Raw genomic sequence first — 17,550 nt, forward strand, 5'->3', positions numbered from 1 at the left:
TTAAAAAAGATAATAAATGACTAATAACGTAATTACTCGATTTGCTCCGTCACCGACGGGGTTTTTACATATAGGTTCGGCAAGAACCGCCCTTTTTAATTATTTGTTCGCAAGGCATCATAACGGTAAGTTCTTGCTGCGCATTGAAGACACTGATAAAGAAAGGTCAACTAAAGAAGCGGTAGAAGCTATATTCTCAGGTCTAAAATGGCTAGGGCTTGATTGGAACGGTGAGGTTATATTCCAGTCTAAACGTAATAATCTTTACAAAGAAGCTGCACTAAAATTACTGCAAAACGGTAAAGCATATTATTGTTTTACTAGCCAAGAAGAAATAGAAAGACAGCGACAACAAGCTTTAGAAAATAAACAGCATTTTATTTTTAATAGCGAGTGGCGTGACAAAGATCCATCTATCTATCCTACTGATATTAAGCCGGTAATACGTCTAAAAACTCCAAGAGAGGGTAGCATAACAATTCATGACACCTTACAAGGTGAGGTAGTAATTGAAAACTCTCATATAGACGATATGGTACTATTAAGAGCAGACGGCACTGCTACTTACATGCTAGCCGTTGTAGTAGACGATCATGATATGGGTATAACTCATATTATTAGAGGTGACGATCATTTAACCAATGCAGCAAGGCAACTCGCTATTTATCAGGCTTTCGGATATGCAGTACCGAGCATGACCCATATACCGTTAATTCATGGAGCAGACGGAGCAAAATTATCCAAAAGGCATGGAGCATTAGGCGTTGAAGCTTATAAGGATATGGGATATTTACCGGAAAGTTTATGTAATTATTTACTGCGTCTTGGATGGAGTCATGGCGATGATGAAATTATCTCAATGACTCAGGCTATAGACTGGTTTAATCTTGATTCACTTGGTAAATCACCTTCTAAGCTTGATTTTGCTAAGATGAATAGTCTTAACGCTCATTACTTAAGAATGCTTGACAATGATAGCTTAACTTCAAAGACTGTAGAGATATTGGAACAAAATTATAATAAACTTCTTCGGAAGCTCGCTTATAGGAAGAAATTGGAAGGGAACACGGAACGCAGCACCGCAGCGTATATAGACATACGTGAGGATGCGAGTACCGGATTGACGTACAAATCCCCCCTAACAGTAGAGTTGCCAAAGAAGTTTAAGGTTAGTGAGCAGGAAATAGGCTATATCAAACAAGCAATGCCAAGCTTGTTAGTTAGAAGTGAAACATTACTAGAACTAACACGCCTTGCTCAAATTTATCTAGTAGATTCGCCTATCATCTACAACCAAGATTCAAAAGAAATTATAGAAAATTGTGATAAGAATTTAATCAAACAAATTATAGAAAACTTAAGCGAACTTGAGCAGTTTGATAAGGAATCCGTACAGAATAAATTTAAAGAAATAGCAGCAGCAAACGACTTAAAGCTGAATGACATTATGAAACCGGTAAGAGCTTTAATAACAGGTATGACTGCATCACCTAGCGTATTTGAGATTGCAGAAATTTTAGGAAAAGAAAATATTTTAAAAAGGTTAAAAATTATATGAAAGATTGTATAAAAAAAATTGCTTTTGTTTTTAGTGGATTATTTATAATAACCGGCACTTTTGTTTTGTATAGCATAAGAAACGTCAACGCATCAACAGCACCAAAAAAGTACGGAGCTTGGACTTTAAATTGTACTCTTAATAATGAGGAAAAACAACTTTGCTTCTTATCACAACAAATTAATAATCTAGAGACAGATAAAGAAAAGGAAATATTAGCCATCTATCACATAGGTTATTTCAATGGAGAACAAGAATTAAAAATAATAGAAATAGTCCCGTCAAATGTTCAAATTCCGGCAGGTACAGTTATTAATAGCGGTGACAAACGAATAGCAGCCGGGAAATACGTAAATTGTACAGTAAACGGCTGTCAGGCTTTAGCTATTATTACAAAAGACGATCTAGACATGATTTTATCAAACGATAATTATATAGAACTAATTACCGCAGACGGCAAACAAGCTAAAATTTCATTTATAAAAGACGGCTTAAAGGAAGGCCTAAAAGCTTTGAGTAGATAGTAATGCAAGAATTTAAGCTTTGTTGCGTGGATACTAAACCATCATTGCTAGCAACTGAAAGGAGCGTGGCAATCTCAAGATTTTGGTCTGAGATTGCTTTGTCAAAATTTTCAATTTTTCCTCGCAATGACGACTTGGGTATCCGCACAACAAAGCTTTGAGTCACTTAGCGCATAACCACTCGCTACTAAGTTGCTTTAAAGCTTAATTAAGCATCGTGATGATGGTGTCCATGTCCAGGCCCTTCAACGCCTAAACTTGCTTCATATTCAAGAACCTATGATTGATGAAACGCCATGCCGGTATCAGTGACTATCCATCTTTCTAAAAACACGCGAAATCCTGCTTCTCTTCCCAGAAGAATTATTGAGTGATCCGTAGACACAGGTAATGGATGGCTCCAAAATGGTTTTTCTTGGCTTATATTTTCAAAAAATGTCTTAAGCTCATTAAAAGTTAGTCTTTGAGAAAAGTCAGTAGGATGATCAGTGATCGCATATGTATAACCACGTGTTTTATGTGCCATGGTATAACCCCAATGTATATCAAACTTGTCACCGGCTTTTACTTTATGAACATGATGGCACTTGCTTCCATCTCTCCAATCAAATGTTTTGTCAGATGAAAATTGTCACATTTCTGCATTAGTATAATTAACAGAATCTCTCTCATCTTCTTTTCCACCACTAAGAAGATGTCCCTTCTTTAATTGTTGGTGCACTTAGAGTATCATCAGGAAAGTCAACATCACCAGGAAAGGATTTTTTCCTCCTTCCATCTCATTTTTCTATGAGCTATCCTTTAACAGCTTTAATTCTTTGTAAACTCAAGCCATTGTCTTCGGTAAGGTTACTGCCCCATGATATGGGGTAATACCTAAGACATGCGAAAATTTCTTATCGTACTCTGCTTTATTAGGAGCTATTTTGTGATCAACTAGTTTTTCAGTCATAATTTACCTTTAATTTAAATTGTATTGCAATATATATAAAAATAGATTAAATAATAATCTATCTTTATAATTAACAATGCTTACTAAATTTTTAATACATTACAAGAAGTTATAAACCACTAAAGTGAAAAAATATTTGAGAATAAATAAAAAATGCTTTTCTTTCTTTTAAAAGAAGTTTAAATAATTAGTAGGTTTATGGAAGATATTGATATTTAGCAGAAAAAAATTTGAGGTTTGTGATTATAGTAAAGAATTAATTGATCGAATTAAATATTTAAATATTATAGTAGACTCAACTATATATAACAGAAATTGAAAAAGGTCTTTATTATACTCATAAATATCATACTGCTCAAATGTGTCAATCAGGGGAGCCTGATTATTCTCATCCTATAGAAGCTGCAATCATACTTGCAGATTTTACAGCTCTTGAAGCGCCTAAACTTTACAAATCATATATGATAAATATTGCCCTGCTTCATGATACTATAGAGGATACAATACTTACATATACTGATATTAGCAAAATTTTTGATAAGAATATTGTCGATAGCGTAGGACGTTTAACCAGAATTAAGCCGTACGGCAAAATTAGCTCCGGTGAAATGTTAAATTTACTAATCCAAGCACAAAGATATGATATCGCACTTATTAAAGTATTTGATCGCCTACATAATTTATAAACTATAAATGCTAAATCTACGGACAAGGCTTTAGAAACAGTAAAAGAAACTATAGCAAGCTTCTTACGCATAGCAAAAGAAATATTTCAAAAAGTCGGTTTACGCAATTTCTTTTTTCAACTTCAAAATAATACAAAATAAAAAAATAAATTAAATTTGTATCCAAGATAGAAGCCGTCTTTCATCTTAGATATTCATTATTTCAAACTTCTTCCTAAAGGAGTAGGCATATACTTTAGAAAAAAAGAAGTGTATATCAGCTAAAAACTATTTCAGCTTCACCGCTCTCTGCATGATAATGCATCTTATGATCACGTATTTGTATCTCTATTTTATCATTATCCTCAGTTATGATAATAGTATGCAAAGATTGATAGCCGTTTGGTTTAGGATTAAGAATATAATTTTTAAATTTATCCTTTTCATACTCATAAAGATCATGAACTACTTTTAAAGCTTTATAACATTTCTCTTCATCTATTACCACTATGCTTATCACAAAAATATCTGTTAATTCTTCTAACTTTATACCCTTACGATATAATTTATATAAAATTGATATTGGATGTTTGATCCTACCTGTTATTTGAGCAGCAATATCATGTTTAGATAAATTATGACTTAAATGTTTAATAACCCTTTGAAGCAAAACTACCTCTTTAATTTATACTAATTCAGTTAATAGTTATACTTACGAATAACTAAACACCAATTAAAGCAATAAACTTGATTAAGTTCTATTAATATTTCTAATTAATTTGCTATTTTTAGTAAATATTAATAAAACCCAGCTTTAGTTGATATTAATAGGAAAAATTAAGTTTGTGGCGAGCTTCGCGCTACCCGATTTTTTTTTAAAATAAGAATAGTAATTTTTCTAAAACCTTACTAATTTTAGTTAGCATAGTTTAACCGACCAAAAGCTAGAAATTGTTATTACTAATTTTTAAATTAAACGAATATATACATTATAGATTAACCTTGCCTATAACTGCAACAAGAAATCTATTCTTAATAATTAAAGCGTAAAACCGCTTTAAACCTTTTGATCATCCTATATAAGGCTGTTAACAAAATAACTTTAATTGATAATTAAAGAGATTTTTAAACAAAAATTAATAAGATTTTTACAGTAATAAATATATCCCTATTTCAAAAAAATCTTATAATTTGCAGTTAACAAAGAATTTAATGCGCTTTAAAATTATTTTGTTAACAGTCTCATAAGATAAACACCAAAGGTTGAATTATTATAATTAATTAAAAAATATTTGCAATCACTTATTGAAATAATTACAAGAAATTCTATATTTTATTTTTTGAGGAAGAGTTTTATTAAAAAGTTTATTTTCAAATTAAGCAAAGAATCGCTTTAAAACCCATTTGTTGCATAAATCAGTTTTTCAGTGCCCTACTCGACTTAATAATGTGTTGTACGGCACATTGTTAAAATCGTCATTGCGGAGCAGGCATTGCCTGCGTGGACCAGTTTCTTAATTGTCATCCTGCGCGAGCTTATAGCAGGATCCAGTTTAAAATACTAATATTATATTTTTAGTTGTTTTCTGGATACCATAGTCAAGCCACAATATGACATTGAACAGGTTTTGCAGTCCACGCAACAATGCCTCTTTACAATGAGGGGAACGAGCAATACAACAAAACGGGTTTATTAGATCTATTGCATAACCTATCTTATAAGAAATATAGACTTAGAAATCCATACCGCCCATACCTCCCATACCGCCACGCATTGGCATTGGCTCTGCCTTATCAGAAGGTTCATCAACAATTAAAGTTTCTGTGGTAATAATTAACGAAGCAACGGAAGCAGCATCTTGAAGCGCAGTACGCACTACTTTAGCCGGATCAATAATTCCTGCTTTAATCATATCAACATATTGCATATCTTGAGCATTAAAACCATAATTTTTATCCTTATGTTCTAGTAATTTACCAACTACTACGCCACCGTTTTCACCAGCATTTTCAACAATCTGTTTTAGCGGATCCTTTAAAGCTTCTATTACTATTTCAATACCTGCTTGTTGATCCTTATTCTCTACTTTAAGCTTTGTTAAAGGTTGTGATGCATGCAGTAATGTTACACCGCCACCGGCAACAACACCTTCCTCAACTGCCGCTCTTGTAGCAGCAAGTGCATCTTCAACACGATCTTTACGCTCTTTCACTTCAACTTCCGTAGCACCGCCAACCTTTAATACGGCAACACCACCGGAAAGTTTAGCTAAACGCTCTTGTAGTTTTTCTTTATCATAATCAGAAGTAGTTTCAGCTATTTGAGATTTAATTTGTAATACTCTATCTTCAATATTTTTCTTATCACCGTTACCGTCAACAATTACGGTATTTTCTTTAGAAATTGTTACTCTTTTTGCCGTCCCTAAACTCTTAATACTCACATTTTCAAGCTTCATACCTAAATCTTCAGTAATAAGCTCACCTTTAGTTAGGATAGCAATATCTTCCATCATTGCTTTTCTTCTATCACCAAAACCAGGAGCTTTTACTGCCGCAACTTTTAAACCACCACGTAATCTATTAACTACAAGCGTTGCAAGAGCTTCGCCCTCAACATCCTCAGCAATAATTAATAGCGGGCGTTGTGATTGTACTACAGCCTCAAGTATAGGTAACATCGGTTGTAAATTTGATAATTTTTTCTCAAATATTAAGATGAAAGGATTTTCAAGCTCAGCAACCATTTTCTCAGAATTCGTTACAAAATACGGTGATAGATAACCTCTATCAAACATCATACCTTTAACTACTTCAACATCGAAGCTAAAATTCTTTGCCTCTTCAACGGTTATCACACCTTCTTTACCGACTTCTTCCATTGCCTTAGCAATTTTCTCACCGATTTCCTTATCACCGTTTGAAGAGATAGTACCGACTTGTGCGATTTCCTCTTGGCTATTGATTTTGTGACTGGATTTTTTAATTTCTTCTACTACTGCGTTTACCGCTAAATCCATACCACGCTTTAAATCCATAGGATTATAACCGGCAGCTACTAGCTTATTACCCTCACGAGCCAAAGCTCTAGCAAGTACCGTAGCTGTAGTAGTACCATCACCGGCTACTTCTGCAGCTTTTGTAGCAGCTGATTTTAATAGCTGAGCTCCCGCATTTCTAATTTTATCTTTTAACTCGATCGATTTTGCAACCGTCACACCGTCTTTGGTAATTTTCGGTGAACCGAATGATTGCTCGATAAGTACATTTCTGCCTTTTGGACCTAAAGTAACTTTTACTGCATCTGCAAGTATATCAATGCCTTCTAGCATTTGCTCACGAGCTTTTGAGCCATGTGTAATAAGTTTTGTTGTCATATTTAATTTCTCCTTAAAACAAATAATTAATTAATAATACCAAATACGTCGCTTTCTTTCATAACGATCAGTTTTGTACCTTTAATTTCAATTTCGGTGCCTGCCCATTTACCGTATAAAACTTTATCGCCTACTTTTAGCTCTAAAGGATGAATTTCGCCTTTTTGATTACGAATACCATTACCTACGGCTACTATTTCACCTTGCATCGGCTTTTCTTTTGCAGTATCCGGAATAATAATTCCACCTTTAGTTTTTTCTTCTTGTTCGATAGGCTTTATTGCAATTCTATCATGTAATGGTTTAAAAGACATTTTAACCTCCAATTATTAAATCTTTAATATGTACATACTATATATATTTTATTTTTGTTAGTTCAAGGGGTAAGAATAAAAAATTTTTTATTAGAGGTCTATTCTTTCTCAAAATCCTCTAAACTAGTGCCGTGTTTAGTTTTATTTCAAATTCAAAGGGCAGAAAATTATTTCAAATACTGCTTTATATGAAGCTACAGTATATAATATAAAATAACTAGCCCATAAGATCAAAGCTACTATATCCTGAAATTTTACTTTTCCGCTTTTTAAAGAATTGTTTAATATATACAGAGCTGTACCATATAGATATAAAAGCGAAAAGTACTATTAATAAGCCATAAATAATTAATTATAGAATTTTTATTTATAACAATAGAAAATATTATAAAGGGTAAACTCCAAAAATTATAAGTAGATAAGCCGATGAAAATATAAATTGTTATTACTTGCAATAAAGTAAACTTTTGGCATTTATCTTTCTGTGCTTTAAATACCAAAAATGTTTGCAAAAAGCCTTGAATCCAACGTGATCTTTGATTTAGCAAATTACCTAAACTATTCGGAGCTTCTTCTAGAGTATATAGGAATCACGAATAGCTACTTTATAGTTCTGTGAGTCAATTCTTATACCAAGATCGGCATCTTCTGTTACATTATAAGCATCCCATATATCCACCAAGCTTATTTAATATATCCGTTTTAAAATGATTACTATTACTAATTGCTAGAGCTTTAAGTAGCTGTGCAGGTTTATCCTCAGCATCATATACTACTAGATACTCGCCACGTGAATATTCTAGAGCACAATTAAGGGCTTTCAGCTTGGTGTTTGGTAGACTTTTCGGAACAGATATAACATGAAAATAAGATGGTAAATTATATAATACTATTTCTTTAATCATTAGATAATCGTCATCTTCAATAATAATTTTAACGCCTAGCTTATCTTTTGAACAATTAATTAATGAAATATTTTTAATTATTGACCTTAACTTACTTAATTTTTTATATAACGATACTAAAACTGTATAAATCGGTAAAGCTTTCTCCTCATTTTGAAAAATTTGTGATTCCACCGAATGATTTTTAGTACTACTTGTTTTGTGAAGCGATTCCACCTCTGTCATCCCGCGGCTTGATCGCGGGATCCAGTTAAAAATACTAAAATATTAGTATTTTTAATTATTTTCTGAATACCGTGGTCAAACCACGGTATGACACCGAATACGCTTTTCAATCCATGCAACCCCACCGAAGGCGATTCTCTTACTGCCCTTATAAATAACAAAGATTTTAAAATATTGTGCAAACAATAGCTTATATTATTAGCAACATGAAATAAAACCGGCAGATAAATCAATGTGGCTATAAACACGACGAACAATATTATTATTTTATTGGTATAATTAATATTCTTAGCAATAATCGGTCCAACTTTAAATTCAAGAGCATATTTTGCTTTGATACTAGTTAAATGGGCGAAATTTTTTTCTAATAATTTATAAAAATAATATCTCTTGATCAGCATTATAGATCTAAAAATATTATTACTAAACAATATTTTTAGATCATTTATAGCAGTTATTGTATTACCGTGAACATCTTCATATATACAATAACCATTCATTACATAGGCTTGTATATAAGAAATATTGCTTATTAGCGGCAATATTCTATTTTCATATAATATATCAATCATTATCTCATTATCGATAATTGCTTCTTCGGTCATAGCTTTTAAACTATTAGTTTGTTTTTACCTAATAAGTTTTATCTCTGATTATTTGTAATATTATATCTTCATTTATACATCTAACCATGCTGAAAAACTTATACCTGATATTTTATATTTCTTATTTGAAAGACTGCGATCCCAAAAATAACCGATTTGAACAGTTAACAAGTTTCTATTCTATTTACCAAAATTAATTATCTTTGCAATTCCTAACTGCTCATAAACTGAACTATTATATACATAGCCATAATTTTGCCGAGTATGGTATTTTGTAAAACTTGTAAGCATTATGCCGTTTTAAAATTAATCCCTTCACAAGTAGAAAAATTATAATACATCTTCTTAGAACTAATATTAATTGAATGTCCAAAGCTAAATATATTTTGATTAAAAATAGTAACAGGACGGATATTTTTAGACATTCCCATTAGTAAAGATATCTCGCCTAAAAAATCTTCTTTAAGTTTTTTACTCTTACTCATTAAAATTTTAGGCTGAGCCACAATAACAAAATCTTATCTTCAAATAGCTTCAATTTATAGTAAATAGAAGTATCCGTGCTTATGTTTTTTTCATTCAAAAATTTATCTTCTTTGTACAAAAAATGTACTCCAATATTTTGATTATCAGTAATACCGTATTCTACAGTACTACTTACAAAGTGCTCATATTGATCAGAGGATAATTCTACTATCTTCTGCTCTAATCTTTTTATTTGTCGTAAGATTTTTGCATGCAGACTCGGCTGATCGCTTACTTTTTTGAGGCATCCCCATAGATAAGCTATTCTTGCTCTTATGTATAAAATGGCTTCTTCTCTTTGCTTTTTCTCATTTTTTGATATCTTATTAACTTTATTACCCCCTACAATATATCTATATCTTCCCTGCTCTAACAACCATACCGAAGCATGTACCTTATTAATATCAAAAATAATTATAAGGCATACTAGACAATAATATAATCTTAATACCATAGCCGCTTAAATTTAAAAAATACACTATAACGACAATTATAAATTAAGTAGAGAGCTAGGTTAAAAAATTTTTAATTGAAGTAGTATATGGAATACTTGTAGTAATGATTTTATAACTTAAAATTCATTCAAAGAGGGAAATATGAACGACCCAAAATATAGAACTATTACTTTTACTGAAGAAAGTAGAACAGCAAATATTAATATATCATCCGATAAAATAACCATTGGAGCTAATCAGCGTGTTAAGTTTGAAAGCCTAGGCAATGTTGCAGAATTAATCTTAGGACCACATAGTAGTGTTAAAGTAACAGATCTTAATCATAAGGTATTTATAAATAATACCAATCGAGATAAGATAATTATATTATCAGGTGAACATATTGCTTTTGATGATAATCCATACGCTTAATCAATACGTCATTCTGGAAGATTGGTTGCGTGGATACATGCACCATCATTGCGAGGAGTAAAGCGATGCAGCAATCCAGAGAAATAATAAAAAAATGCTATAAATTATTGCAATGACGGGAAAACTGATCTACTTAGCAACTTTCTAAGACCCAAGCAGTACCTGATTTTGTAGTTTAAATAATTCCGCAGCTCCGCCTCTAGCAAGTTTTAACATTGCTAAAAACTGCTCTTCGGAAAAAGGATTTTTCTCTGCTGTGCCTTGTACTTCGATTAAATTACCGTTACCTGCAAACACAAAATTACTATCCACGTCCGCATCACTATCTTCTAAATAATCCAAATCTAGTACCGCCTCACCTTTATATATACCACAAGAAATGGCTGCAATTTGACTAATTAACGGGTTCACCTTTAAAACTCTCTTTTTCATCAAGGACCTAATAGCTAGGTGCAATGCTACGTAGCTCCCTGTTATTGCTGCAGTTCTAGTACCGCCGTCAGCATTAATAACATCACAATCTATGATAATTTGCCTCTCGCCGAGTTTCTTCACGTCAATTACACATCGCATCGCCCTACCTATTAAACGCTGTATCTCTTGCGTTCTCCCGCCTTGTTTCCCGAGTGCCGTTTCTCTTTTAATACGCTGTGATGTAGAACCGGGAAGCATACCGTACTCGGCAGTAATCCAACCTTGATTTTGTCCCCTCAAGAATGGCGGTACGGTAGTTTCACAAGTAGCACTACACATGACATGTGTATTACCGATTTTAATAAGACATGAACCTTCCGCATGAATAAGCGGGGATAATTCTAATGAAATAGGACGTAATTGTTTGCTTTTTCTTCCTGACTGTCTCATAATACAATTTGTACTCCATAAGTAAAAATAAATAGTAGACGAAGTTTAATTTGGAAAAGAGCAAGGCGTTTCATATTTTGGGACCGCAGCGTACATACTAGTACGTGAGGATAAAAAAATACGAAACAACGACGCCAATTTTTCAAATTAAACGAGTATACCATTGAAAAAATTTTTATTATATCTATATATATCTCAAAAAAGAATATAAATATTATAAATATAAAGTAAATAATATGGTAGACGATAATATAGAAAATAATGAACAAACAATAAATGATATTGCTGAAGAGATAGTTGAAACGGCAAATCCGGAGATAACAGCGTTAAAAGCCGAGATTGAAGAGCTAAAAGATAAGCTAATAAGAACTACTGCCGAAATAGACAATACAAGAAAGCGTTTAGAAAAAGCACGTGACGAAACAAAAGATTATGCAATTGCTACATTTGCTAAAGAACTACTAAATGTTAGTGATAATCTTTCAAGAGCATTAGCACATAAACCGACAAATTCTGATGTAGAAGTCACAAATATTATTGCAGGCGTTCAGATGACTAAAGACGAGCTAGACAAAATCTTTCATAAACATCATATTGAAGAAATAAAGCCGGAAATAGGATCAATGTTCGACTATAATTTACATAATGCAATTGCGCAGATAGAACATCCTGATTATGCACCAAATAGTATTATTACTTTAATGCAATCAGGATATAAAATTAGAGATAGACTACTTCGTCCTGCTACCGTACAAGTAGTTAAAAAACCTTAATACTCGATCAACTTCAAAAATTGGCGTCGTCGTTTTACAAGAGCTTCAGTTCTCACGTATTAAGTACTGTGATCTTCGCCTTGTGAACTCCTAGCTCTTTTTGAAGTTGATCTTCGTATAGAAAATGAGGAAATATGAATAGAACCGTTATATTTTGGCTAGTTTTTTTAGGGCTTTTTATAATCGGTTTTATGCTAATTTCAGACGCAGTAAAACCATTTTTTATCGCATTTATAATATCTTACTTACTACAACCTGCTATAGGTTTTATCGAATCAAAATTTAAAATATCAAATAAATTTGCATCAAGCATAATTTATCTGATATTTTTGAGCATATTTTTCTTAAGCTTAACTATTTTAGTACCGATAACTTATGGGCAAATTTGTACTTTTATAAATAATATTCCAAAATATAACAATTATTTACAGGCAGAAATATTACCGCCTATAATGGTAAAAATTTATTCGATAGAACCTGATATTGCCGATAAAATCAAGAATTCTTTAAGCAATTTTATAAATAGTATATTTACTATACTTGGCAGTATTGCTAATAATTTTTGGCGTTATACTATAATAACTATTAACATATTTGTTTTATTTTTACTTATACCTATAATATTATTCTATTTCCTACGTGATTGGGCTAAAATTATTGCAAACATGAAATCATTATTACCTATAAAAACCCGACCGAAAATCCTTGAAATATTATCGGCAATTAATAATCTGTTATCTGCTTACATAAGAGGACAGCTAAATATTTGCTTATTATTATCTACTTATTATAGTATTGCATTTACCATAATAGGTATTGATCTCGCTCTTTTACTTGGCATTTTAACAGGATTTTTAGTTATTATTCCTTTCCTTGGTACTTTTATATCGTTTCTTTTAACTCTAATTATCGGCTATTTAACTTTTGGTGTAACTACCAAATTACTATATATAATGATAATTTATCTAGTTGGAAATATTTGCGAGTCTTATATTTTTACCCCTAAAATTATCGGTGATAAAATAGGGTTGCATCCTCTTTGGATTATATTCTCAATTTTTGCCTGCGGCAGTTTATTTGGAATTATTGGAATATTTTTTGCTATACCGATTGCAGGGATTACAAAAATTTTACTTTTGCATCTAATTAAATTTTATAAATCTAGCAAATTCTATCGAATAGACAGCTAAAAAATTCTTATAACAGTGCAACAATATATATTTCGTTTTACTACTTCTAATCAATATCATCCTGATGAATTTATTGTTTCTAGTTCTAACGATCAAGCTTATAATATTATAAAAAATTGGCAGTATGGCTTTGGTGTTAACCCTTATAAATTTACTTTATTAATTCAAGGACCTTCTTCGTCAGGCAAAACTTATTTAACCAAAATATGGCAAAATTTAAGCAATGCCTATATTATTAAAGATATTTTTTTTAATGAAGAAATTTCAGAAAAATATAATGCTTTCATCATTGAAGATATTGAAAACTGGCAAGAGCCGACATTACTTCATATATTTAATATTATTAACGAAAAACAAAAATATCTTTTACTTACCGCATCTGATAAAAACAGAAATTTTACTTTACCCGATTTATCTTCACGTATTAAATCAGTACTTAGTATTCTATTAAACTCACCTGACGATGAATTAATCAAAATTCTAATATTTAAGCATTTTGCTATTTCTTCGGTAACAATATCCGAACAAATAATAGATTTTCTTTTATTAAATTTGCCTAGGGAATATTCTAAAATTATAGAAATATTAGACAATATTAACTATTTTGCTTTAATTTCCAAAAGAAAAATAACAACTTCATTAGTCAAAGAAGTTTTAAATAAGTATGATCATAAAACATTGTAACTTTTTCCTTGACTTGAAATCTTCTCAATATAACCTTTCTATAAATTAACTGTTTAGACCACAAATTGTGTTGGGATACGAAAAAAACAAGAAAGTTTAAACAGAGAACAAAAACAGACTATAGGCATAGGCTTACTATCTATAGGTACTTTTGTAGAATATTTTGATCTCATGCTCTATGTACACATGGCGGTACTAATTAATGAGCTTTTCTTTCCGCAATATGATACTCATGTTAATCAACTTCCTGCAGTTTTTTCTTTTTGTTCTACTTTTATTTTTAGACCCTTAGGAGCTTTATTATTTGGCTGGACAGGAGATAATATAGGTTGGAAATCTACAATCATTATTACCACTATTTTAATATCATTTTCTTGCATCGTTATGGCTAATCTTCCTACTTATGCCCAAGTAGGTGCTAGTGCCGCCTGGATAGTAACAATATGCCATATAGTGCAAGGTATGTCATCCATGGGAGCAAGAGTAGGAGCAAAATTATATTTAACGGAATCTGTTGGAGTTCCTAAACACTTTCCTGCCGTAGCATTTGTAGGTAGGGGCGTGTGCTAGCTTAGGATTAACTGTGGCCCTTGGCGTAGCAACCTTAGTTACATTTTTGGCTAGATGCAGGAATTGCATTAATAGGTAGTGCTGCTAGGACTACTTTGCGAGAAACACCGGATTTTGTTGATGCTAAGCGTAGAATACAAGAAACGATAAAAGATAGTAATATAATTGATGTAGCAAAGATAAAAAATAATCCTGTATGGCAGGAAAAAGTTAATAAGAAGACTGATCTATTATTTTTTAATACAACTAGCACAACCAGTATGGTTTTATTTTGTTTATATTCATTGTAGTAATATACTTAAAGATTTGTTACACTATACCACTGAAGCAGTAATACATCAAAATTTCATTATTTCTATAGTAGAATTTTTTTTAACTTTTCTTCTATCTAGTCCATTAATATTAGAGAATACAATGCAAGGTTGGCAAATTCTCTTAATTCCACTAATTGTAGTTACTTTTTCTCCAAGTGAATTCCCGGCCAGTCCAATATTTTATAAAAGTTTTCCGGTTTTAAAACGATTTACCTATGCTAGCTTTATATATGCTTATTCAAGAGCTGCTATGTATGTAATTAGTTCTTTTGGGCTTGTTTATTTAACAGAACGTTTTAATAATTTAGGATTGTTGATGATAGCAATTCCTATTATTATAGGGTATAGCCTATCATATTTTAAAAAGCTAGAAGTTGAAGCAGGAAATTATTATTGAATATAAAAGGCGCAATGTGGCTTGCACCTTTTATATCAATTAAATTAGTTATATACTTTATCTTCTTCAGCTAATTCGGTTTTAATTCTTTCAAGCAGAGCAAAAACCTTACAATATTCTTCAAGCTTTTCGTTTATTTTTTGCAGCTCATCTAAAGTACTACTAAAATCTTCTTGTATTAAATAGTTTTCTACAGTTTTATTCTGCTCTAATGTTTTAAGCATAATATCTTGTAACAATTTATTATAGTGATTTTCTAACTTAGGTGTATTTGACATAATGATTAATAAATTACTTTGTATTTTAATTAATATATGAATTTTTTAATAATACAATCACTTTTAGTTAGTTTATGTTATTATTTATCTCTCTTTGCTCTATTAACACTAATTCATGATAAAGATTTACCTTAAATTTGCATTTTAAGTAATTTATATTAACAAATTTTATAATGTCACCCTAAAACAGATTAAAGGCATACAAATAGAGCGAATAAAATGGCAAGACCTATAGAAAACATAAATATGCACAATCACTAGAAAAAGATTTAGATATTGTAAAGGCATCATCCAATAATATAGACACAGTAATAATTTTTTTAGCTTTCTCAGGTGATTTAGCTCCTAAAGTCTGTATATTATGGACTCTATCAAAAAGTTATTATAAGTGCCGTATTATATCTTTTCTGTTTAATTAAGAGATTTAAGCTTTCTTCAGCAGTGATTTTCCCGTAAGGTTTAATTCTAGTTCGGTCTTCTACATATTTCGCTACCTCTGCTCCAAAAATGCCGTTAATCATTTCTTCAGTTAATTCTGTATCCTCAATAGTATCATGAAATAACGCAGCTTGTAGCATTATGGTCGTAAAAAGCTTAGGAACTTGCTTCAGCTACAAACTCCGCAAGCATAGTTGTCACCTCAATCGGATGGGAGTAATAAGGATCACCTAATTGACGCATTTGAGAACCATGATATTTGCGAGCGTAGTAAATGCCTTCTTTAACCTCCTCTATATCAATAGGATTTTTTACTTTAGTGTTTAAATTTTCGAGTTTATCAAGTAATTTTTTAGCGTAAACGTATACTTCAAACTTTTTTTCCCAGAGCCTATATCTTTCATAAAAGTTATTTTTTGTTAATAATAGTTGATTACAATTAAAGCAAAAATTAAAAAATTGCAATAACAAATGTTTTTTTAACTTTAAATAAATTAATAGCTTTTGGTTACATTCTATTTAAACAACTATCATTTTACTTTATTAGCTGCTTTAACTTCCATTTCCTCATGCAATTTATACTTTGCTATTTTTTTTGAAAATCTAGTCAAAATAACGGCAAAAGTAACAAATAATGTGGAAAAGAATTACAGTAGAATTCAGAAAGGTGCCGACAAGATAAATTTAAAGGCGAGCGAACTAGGCGATTAATATGTGAGCAAAGGCGATAGTACAAAATTCGCTTGTATCAAGCTTTATGAATTATGCTATATATGAAAGATTCTAAAAACTCGTATGGATCAGGAAATTTATTCAGTGTCATACCATGGCTTGTTGACCACGCTATAGCATTATTACGCGGATCGATTCCGCCTATGTCATCCTAGTTCGCTTGACCGCAGGTTCCAAAAACAATAGCCAAGTAATGTAGTAATTATTAATACGTAACTATGGCTAAAGCGAGATAAAAAAGATATAAACTGTCATACCGGGACTTGTTCCCGGTATCCAGACAACCTTAAAAAGTTTTGGATTCCGTGGTCAAGCCACGGGATGACAAATTAATAGCATACCATTTTTATTTAACCCTAGCTATATCAATCTCTAAATGGACAATCTCTTCTCGTTTTCTTCTTGTCAACGAATTAACATAAACTTTATTAGACTTCTTCAGAAATAAGGATTTAGAGAGGAATTTGAAAGAGACACTGCACTTTGAACCGGAGCGTACATACTAGTATGTGAGGATGAGTGGTAAGGATCGACGTACAAATTACCTCTAGAAGTAGAATTTCTGAAGAGGTCTATTGTATGACACTGAACGTGTTCCCTGATTTACACAATAAAAAACTATAACTATAAAGAACCTGGGAATTTAGAAAAAGTATTAAAAAATGCTAAAATTTAGTATTTTTGTACTGGATTATTTCGTCAATTACTTTGTAATTTTCTAGCAATGGCATTAAATTATTAACTAATATATACTTAGTTAGCATTGCACAAAGATACTGTTTTTCTTGATAGGT

General features: G+C 31.5%; 18 protein-coding genes and 4 pseudogenes. 10 read left to right on the forward strand and 12 right to left on the reverse strand.

Annotation, left to right across the window (positions count from 1 at the left end):
• The first annotated feature begins 16 nt into the window (after positions 1-16).
• The gene (gene gltX, locus ACPKKV_RS06370) at positions 17-1,558 is read left to right on the forward strand and encodes a glutamate--tRNA ligase (RefSeq protein WP_392506753.1); all 1,542 of its coding nucleotides are present in this window, start codon (positions 17-19) and stop codon (positions 1,556-1,558) included.
• Positions 1,555-2,082 (forward strand): invasion associated locus B family protein, encoded by a 528-nt coding sequence (locus tag ACPKKV_RS06375; protein ID WP_392506754.1) that lies wholly within the window; start codon positions 1,555-1,557, stop codon positions 2,080-2,082. The genes gltX and ACPKKV_RS06375 overlap by 4 nt, the downstream gene beginning before the upstream one ends.
• A gap of 36 nt (positions 2,083-2,118) precedes the next feature.
• Here ACPKKV_RS06375 and ACPKKV_RS06380 read toward each other — a convergent pair.
• From ACPKKV_RS06380 to ACPKKV_RS06390, 3 genes and pseudogenes are all read right to left on the reverse strand, one after another.
• Positions 2,119-2,235 (reverse strand): annotated as a pseudogene (locus ACPKKV_RS06380) (zinc ABC transporter substrate-binding protein); the annotation flags it as partial.
• A gap of 124 nt (positions 2,236-2,359) precedes the next feature.
• Positions 2,360-2,629, reverse strand: a pseudogene (locus tag ACPKKV_RS06385) (lytic polysaccharide monooxygenase); the annotation flags it as partial.
• Between the two features lie 279 nt (positions 2,630-2,908).
• Positions 2,909-3,034: a hypothetical protein gene (locus ACPKKV_RS06390; protein ID WP_392506755.1), complete on the reverse strand. Its 126-nt coding sequence runs from the start codon at positions 3,032-3,034 to the stop codon at positions 2,909-2,911.
• A 359-nt stretch (positions 3,035-3,393) separates the two neighbouring features.
• Here ACPKKV_RS06390 and ACPKKV_RS06395 point away from each other — a divergent pair, with 359 nt between their 5' ends.
• Positions 3,394-3,720, forward strand: coding sequence for a hypothetical protein (locus tag ACPKKV_RS06395; RefSeq protein WP_392506756.1), 327 nt, complete (start codon positions 3,394-3,396; stop codon positions 3,718-3,720).
• A gap of 256 nt (positions 3,721-3,976) precedes the next feature.
• Here the strand turns inward: ACPKKV_RS06395 and ACPKKV_RS06400 are convergent, their stop codons facing one another.
• From ACPKKV_RS06400 to ACPKKV_RS06425, 6 genes and pseudogenes are all read right to left on the reverse strand, one after another.
• Entirely contained in the window at positions 3,977-4,369 is a 393-nt protein-coding gene (locus tag ACPKKV_RS06400; protein ID WP_392506757.1) for a RelA/SpoT-related domain-containing protein, read from the reverse strand.
• A 1,063-nt stretch (positions 4,370-5,432) separates the two neighbouring features.
• Positions 5,433-7,076, reverse strand: coding sequence for a chaperonin GroEL (groL, locus tag ACPKKV_RS06405; protein WP_392506758.1), 1,644 nt, complete (start codon positions 7,074-7,076; stop codon positions 5,433-5,435).
• Between the two features lie 26 nt (positions 7,077-7,102).
• Positions 7,103-7,390 (reverse strand): co-chaperone GroES, encoded by a 288-nt coding sequence (locus ACPKKV_RS06410; RefSeq protein WP_392506759.1) that lies wholly within the window; start codon positions 7,388-7,390, stop codon positions 7,103-7,105.
• 656 nt (positions 7,391-8,046) lie between these two features.
• On the reverse strand, positions 8,047-8,520 hold the full coding sequence (locus ACPKKV_RS06415) for a glycosyltransferase family protein (protein ID WP_392506965.1): 474 nt from the start codon (positions 8,518-8,520) through the stop codon (positions 8,047-8,049).
• The gene (locus ACPKKV_RS06420; protein WP_392506966.1) at positions 8,517-9,125 is read right to left on the reverse strand and encodes a hypothetical protein; all 609 of its coding nucleotides are present in this window, start codon (positions 9,123-9,125) and stop codon (positions 8,517-8,519) included. Before ACPKKV_RS06420 ends, ACPKKV_RS06415 begins: the two co-directional genes overlap by 4 nt.
• Positions 9,126-9,197: 72 nt before the next feature.
• Positions 9,198-9,729: pseudogene (locus ACPKKV_RS06425) on the reverse strand (hypothetical protein).
• Between the two features lie 517 nt (positions 9,730-10,246).
• On the opposite strand from ACPKKV_RS06425, the gene ACPKKV_RS06430 reads away from it, so the two are divergent.
• Positions 10,247-10,516, forward strand: coding sequence for a hypothetical protein (locus tag ACPKKV_RS06430; RefSeq protein ID WP_392506760.1), 270 nt, complete (start codon positions 10,247-10,249; stop codon positions 10,514-10,516).
• A 144-nt stretch (positions 10,517-10,660) separates the two neighbouring features.
• On the opposite strand, the gene rph is transcribed toward ACPKKV_RS06430, so the two are convergent.
• Positions 10,661-11,380, reverse strand: coding sequence for a ribonuclease PH (rph, locus tag ACPKKV_RS06435; RefSeq protein WP_392506761.1), 720 nt, complete (start codon positions 11,378-11,380; stop codon positions 10,661-10,663).
• Positions 11,381-11,616: 236 nt separating this feature from the next.
• On the opposite strand from rph, the gene grpE reads away from it, so the two are divergent.
• From grpE to ACPKKV_RS06465, 6 genes are all read left to right on the forward strand, one after another.
• The gene (gene grpE / locus ACPKKV_RS06440; protein ID WP_392506762.1) at positions 11,617-12,153 is read left to right on the forward strand and encodes a nucleotide exchange factor GrpE; all 537 of its coding nucleotides are present in this window, start codon (positions 11,617-11,619) and stop codon (positions 12,151-12,153) included.
• A gap of 134 nt (positions 12,154-12,287) precedes the next feature.
• Complete coding sequence (locus ACPKKV_RS06445) at positions 12,288-13,343, forward strand: AI-2E family transporter (protein ID WP_392506763.1); 1,056 nt, start codon at positions 12,288-12,290, stop codon at positions 13,341-13,343.
• 15 nt (positions 13,344-13,358) lie between these two features.
• Positions 13,359-14,027: an HdaA/DnaA family protein gene (locus tag ACPKKV_RS06450; RefSeq protein WP_392506764.1), complete on the forward strand. Its 669-nt coding sequence runs from the start codon at positions 13,359-13,361 to the stop codon at positions 14,025-14,027.
• 186 nt (positions 14,028-14,213) lie between these two features.
• Positions 14,214-14,597, forward strand: a complete 384-nt coding sequence (locus tag ACPKKV_RS06455) for an MFS transporter (protein WP_392506765.1) — start codon at positions 14,214-14,216, stop codon at positions 14,595-14,597.
• Positions 14,598-14,692: 95 nt separating this feature from the next.
• Complete coding sequence (locus ACPKKV_RS06460) at positions 14,693-14,887, forward strand: hypothetical protein (RefSeq protein WP_392506766.1); 195 nt, start codon at positions 14,693-14,695, stop codon at positions 14,885-14,887.
• 16 nt (positions 14,888-14,903) lie between these two features.
• The gene (locus tag ACPKKV_RS06465; protein ID WP_392506767.1) at positions 14,904-15,308 is read left to right on the forward strand and encodes an MFS type sugar transporter; all 405 of its coding nucleotides are present in this window, start codon (positions 14,904-14,906) and stop codon (positions 15,306-15,308) included.
• A gap of 44 nt (positions 15,309-15,352) precedes the next feature.
• Here ACPKKV_RS06465 and ACPKKV_RS06470 read toward each other — a convergent pair whose 3' ends face one another.
• A complete protein-coding gene (locus ACPKKV_RS06470) occupies positions 15,353-15,586 on the reverse strand; it encodes a hypothetical protein (protein ID WP_392506769.1) in 234 nt (77 codons plus the stop codon).
• 229 nt (positions 15,587-15,815) lie between these two features.
• Positions 15,816-16,267: pseudogene (locus ACPKKV_RS06475) on the reverse strand (HD domain-containing protein).
• Positions 16,268-17,550 lie beyond the last annotated feature (1,283 nt).

The sequence above is a fragment of the Rickettsia finnyi genome (assembly GCF_049668125.1).
Taxonomy (GTDB): domain Bacteria; phylum Pseudomonadota; class Alphaproteobacteria; order Rickettsiales; family Rickettsiaceae; genus Rickettsia; species Rickettsia kotlanii.

Excerpts from the sequence above, each read along its gene's own strand:
- rph (WP_392506761.1), bottom strand. The coding sequence starts at position 11,380 with ATGAGACAGTCAGGAAGAAAAAGCAAACAATTACGTCCTATTTCATTA.
- ACPKKV_RS06390 (WP_392506755.1), bottom strand. The coding sequence starts at position 3,034 with ATGACTGAAAAACTAGTTGATCACAAAATAGCTCCTAATAAAGCAGAG.
- ACPKKV_RS06445 (WP_392506763.1), top strand. The coding sequence starts at position 12,288 with ATGAATAGAACCGTTATATTTTGGCTAGTTTTTTTAGGGCTTTTTATA.
- gltX (WP_392506753.1), top strand. The coding sequence starts at position 17 with ATGACTAATAACGTAATTACTCGATTTGCTCCGTCACCGACGGGGTTT.
- ACPKKV_RS06420 (WP_392506966.1), bottom strand. The coding sequence starts at position 9,125 with ATGACCGAAGAAGCAATTATCGATAATGAGATAATGATTGATATATTA.
- ACPKKV_RS06415 (WP_392506965.1), bottom strand. The coding sequence starts at position 8,520 with ATGACAGAGGTGGAATCGCTTCACAAAACAAGTAGTACTAAAAATCAT.
- groL (WP_392506758.1), bottom strand. The coding sequence starts at position 7,076 with ATGACAACAAAACTTATTACACATGGCTCAAAAGCTCGTGAGCAAATG.
- ACPKKV_RS06455 (WP_392506765.1), top strand. The coding sequence starts at position 14,214 with ATGGCGGTACTAATTAATGAGCTTTTCTTTCCGCAATATGATACTCAT.
- ACPKKV_RS06470 (WP_392506769.1), bottom strand. The coding sequence starts at position 15,586 with ATGTCAAATACACCTAAGTTAGAAAATCACTATAATAAATTGTTACAA.
- ACPKKV_RS06430 (WP_392506760.1), top strand. The coding sequence starts at position 10,247 with ATGAACGACCCAAAATATAGAACTATTACTTTTACTGAAGAAAGTAGA.
- ACPKKV_RS06375 (WP_392506754.1), top strand. The coding sequence starts at position 1,555 with ATGAAAGATTGTATAAAAAAAATTGCTTTTGTTTTTAGTGGATTATTT.
- ACPKKV_RS06395 (WP_392506756.1), top strand. The coding sequence starts at position 3,394 with ATGTGTCAATCAGGGGAGCCTGATTATTCTCATCCTATAGAAGCTGCA.
- ACPKKV_RS06410 (WP_392506759.1), bottom strand. The coding sequence starts at position 7,390 with ATGTCTTTTAAACCATTACATGATAGAATTGCAATAAAGCCTATCGAA.
- grpE (WP_392506762.1), top strand. The coding sequence starts at position 11,617 with ATGGTAGACGATAATATAGAAAATAATGAACAAACAATAAATGATATT.